Raw genomic sequence first — 2,820 nt, forward strand, 5'->3', positions numbered from 1 at the left:
AATTTCCTCCTTAATTTCTTCTACAGTTTCTTCAATTGCAGCTTCAGATTCGTTTGCAGTTTCCTCAACTTCTGCCTCGGTAGCTGTTTCTTCAGTTTCAGAAGTGCTTTCAGTTGCATTGGCTAGAGGTAAACCGCTTTCATCAATAATTTCAACTTTTTTGGTTTTTCTTTATTCCTCATCATCCCAGTCAGCCCATGACATTCCCACTGGACGCTTCTCAATCACGATCTGCTTCTCTGCAATAGGAGCAGACTTTGCGATTTGAGCCCACGATGGACCAGTATACACTGGCGCTGGCGCAATCGCCGGCTCGCATTCCATTTCGCTATCAGATGACTCAATCTCTGTATCTAGTGCATCGAAGTTGTTTTTTGCAATTGTCACTGTATTCGTAACAACCGCTTTCTTCTGCTTTCCTGTGACACGTGAGGATTTTGTCATCCACTCACCTTGATCAAACGCACTTTTCACTGCCATAGAGACTTCATTTTTCCGTATGGCTTCTTTCTCAAGTCGCTCACCACAATACTTTGCAGTATGTCCCATCATATGACAGAAGGAACACTCGGTTGCAAGAAGCCGTGGGCAAGTAACCGGAGCATTTGGCTGGCGGCTTGCACGCACGTAGTGATCGTGCGGACCAGCAAAACCAGAGATCTGGCAGAATCCACAGAAACGCTGAGCGATCATGTTTTTTGTTCGAGTTTGACTTAGACTTTTGACGTTTGAGTGCTTATATGCTATAGCAGAAATACCGTTTCAATTTTATATGTGGACCCTCTCGACAAGAAAAAAATGGAGGAGTGGGTATAAAATGGTTAGAAAGTAATTTACAATTTATGATTTGCTATTCCACATATTGCGAGTTTCTTCTGGGAGATTACGCCATCGCTTACCAACCTCACTAATAACCTGTCGCCCAGTAATTTTCTCACCACCTTTAAGATTACTCTTTAGTTCATTAGCCACGCGCTCCTTCACGCTTGCCATATATAAATGATATCCACTTTTACTACGTGGTTTTGTAGATTCCTTTGCTGGTTTAGGATCTGTACGCTTTGGTTCAGGCGATGTACTAGACTTTGTAGGCCTCCCCCGTTTCCCACAACTCAACCCAATTGCCTCTCTTGCCTCATTAATATCAAAACCATACTTGTCGGCTAGGATTTGAAGCATTCCAATAGTGATAGTCATAATTGTTCCTAATAATGCTATCTATAATAGTGGGTGACCCAATTTCAATTTTATTTCACCTTTCGCGGAAAGGTTTGGTACAAACCCTTAATGAAAAAAGGGTGATTTACCCCTTTTTCACATGCTTAACCTTATCCTAACCCAACCCTTAACCCACATACTCCATATTTACTCCGCGCTGGAGTCGCCCTCGCTCTCACTGTCCGACTTTGCTTTCTCATTCCAGACCGCCTTCTCCGCATCAGTCAACTTCTTCCACTTAGCGGCACCAGCAGACAAGAGCGCTGGACCAGTGACTTTTTCGCCATCAGCAATCATCTTTTCCTTAATACCGGGGCGAATCGAATCCACGAACAAGCGATAACCTGTTGGTTTCTTGGACTTCTTCTCCTTTGGCTCCTTCTTTGCTTTCTCCTTGGGCGCGTCTTCGTCGCTGCTAGCCTCGGAGGCAACTAGAGATGAAGCCGCGGAGTTAATCTCGGTGGCCTTGGTTTTGTACACCGCCTGTTCTTCCTCCGAAAGAGCACTCCACCTCGAACCAAGTTCAGTCTGAAGCTGCTGAGGCGTAACCTTAACTCCTTCTTCTGCAGCCTTCTCAAGGTCAGATTTTACCTCAGCACGCACTTCCTTAGAGAACACCTGATAACCATTGGTGCCACGCTTACTTTTGGGTTTGTCAGCCGAAGCCTTCTTACCCTTCTTCTCACTCTTGGCAGATGGTCCGCGCTTGCGAACAAGCTTAATCTCATTCAAATTGAGATCGCGGAGCGCATCTTCCAGATCAAATCCATGCTTTTCCGAAAGAGCAGAAACCGCTTGGGTAACAGCATCCTCCATCATAGACTTGAGAGCGAGGTCCATCGCGTTAGGCATCATGATAGTGCTCGACATTTTCTTAGTTCAGTTGAGTTGATTGATGCTTAGAGTGGTAGGCGATTTCTCGTTTCAATTTTTTTTTCGGACCCAGGTCGCCTTAGTCAAAATCACTTTATGAGTTCGTTTCTATATAATAACTTAGATAACTCACACTATATAGCAAATACCCTATATCCAAATAAGAGCAAAAATGAAAAAAGCGTAGTTACGCCTTTTTCTCATGGGATTTTTTTGGGTTTTTGTTTTTTTTCACATGCTCACTCATTTTACTTACTCCTCATCCTGTTTTTCTTCATCTTGAATTTCCTCCATCACATCCTCTGTCTTCTCTGCCTTCTCAGTCTTGGCTTTCTCGTTCCACTGTGCCTTCTCATCAGCATCTAGTGCTTGCCATTTTGCCGCAATCGCCTTGACAACAGCCTGAGGCTTCAATTTCTCTCCGTCCTCAAGAAGCAGCGTCATTTCCTCCACGGTCTCGGAACGAATATACTGCTGGAAAATCAGGTAACCCGTCGGCGCCCGCTTAGGCTTGTCCGCCACCTTCTCCTTCTGCTTTTTCACCGATTTCTCTGTGTCACGCTTAGGCGATGGGCCACGTTTGCGGACCAGTTTCACCTCACCACCATTCACTTCACGCAGAGCCTCTTCAGCATCGAATCCGTACTTAGCCGCCAGCGCAGCCACAGCCTGATTCACCGCATCAGAGCACATCATACGAACCGCCTCGTCAAAACCAGATGGCATCGT

4 protein-coding genes are annotated in these 2,820 nt (G+C 45.4%); all 4 read right to left on the reverse strand.

The annotated features are described in order from the left end of the window. Positions 1–171 precede the first annotated feature (171 nt). The 4 genes from EBR25_13045 to EBR25_13060 all read right to left on the reverse strand — a co-directional run bounded on the left by EBR25_13045 (position 172) and on the right by EBR25_13060 (position 2,817). Positions 172–693, reverse strand: a complete 522-nt coding sequence (locus tag EBR25_13045; protein NBW41908.1) for a hypothetical protein — start codon at positions 691–693, stop codon at positions 172–174. Between the two features lie 147 nt (positions 694–840). Beyond that, entirely contained in the window at positions 841–1,197 is a 357-nt protein-coding gene (locus EBR25_13050) for a hypothetical protein (GenBank protein NBW41909.1), read from the reverse strand. A gap of 168 nt (positions 1,198–1,365) precedes the next feature. Further along, complete coding sequence (locus EBR25_13055) at positions 1,366–2,088, reverse strand: hypothetical protein (GenBank protein NBW41910.1); 723 nt, start codon at positions 2,086–2,088, stop codon at positions 1,366–1,368. Between the two features lie 255 nt (positions 2,089–2,343). Then, the gene (locus EBR25_13060; GenBank protein NBW41911.1) at positions 2,344–2,817 is read right to left on the reverse strand and encodes a hypothetical protein; all 474 of its coding nucleotides are present in this window, start codon (positions 2,815–2,817) and stop codon (positions 2,344–2,346) included. Positions 2,818–2,820 lie beyond the last annotated feature (3 nt).

The organism is bacterium, assembly GCA_009926305.1.
GTDB lineage: Bacteria > Bdellovibrionota_C > UBA2361 > UBA2361 > RFPC01 > RFPC01.

Excerpts from the sequence above, each read along its gene's own strand:
- EBR25_13045 (NBW41908.1), bottom strand. The coding sequence starts at position 693 with ATGATCGCTCAGCGTTTCTGTGGATTCTGCCAGATCTCTGGTTTTGCT.
- EBR25_13050 (NBW41909.1), bottom strand. The coding sequence starts at position 1,197 with ATGACTATCACTATTGGAATGCTTCAAATCCTAGCCGACAAGTATGGT.
- EBR25_13055 (NBW41910.1), bottom strand. The coding sequence starts at position 2,088 with ATGTCGAGCACTATCATGATGCCTAACGCGATGGACCTCGCTCTCAAG.
- EBR25_13060 (NBW41911.1), bottom strand. The coding sequence starts at position 2,817 with ATGCCATCTGGTTTTGACGAGGCGGTTCGTATGATGTGCTCTGATGCG.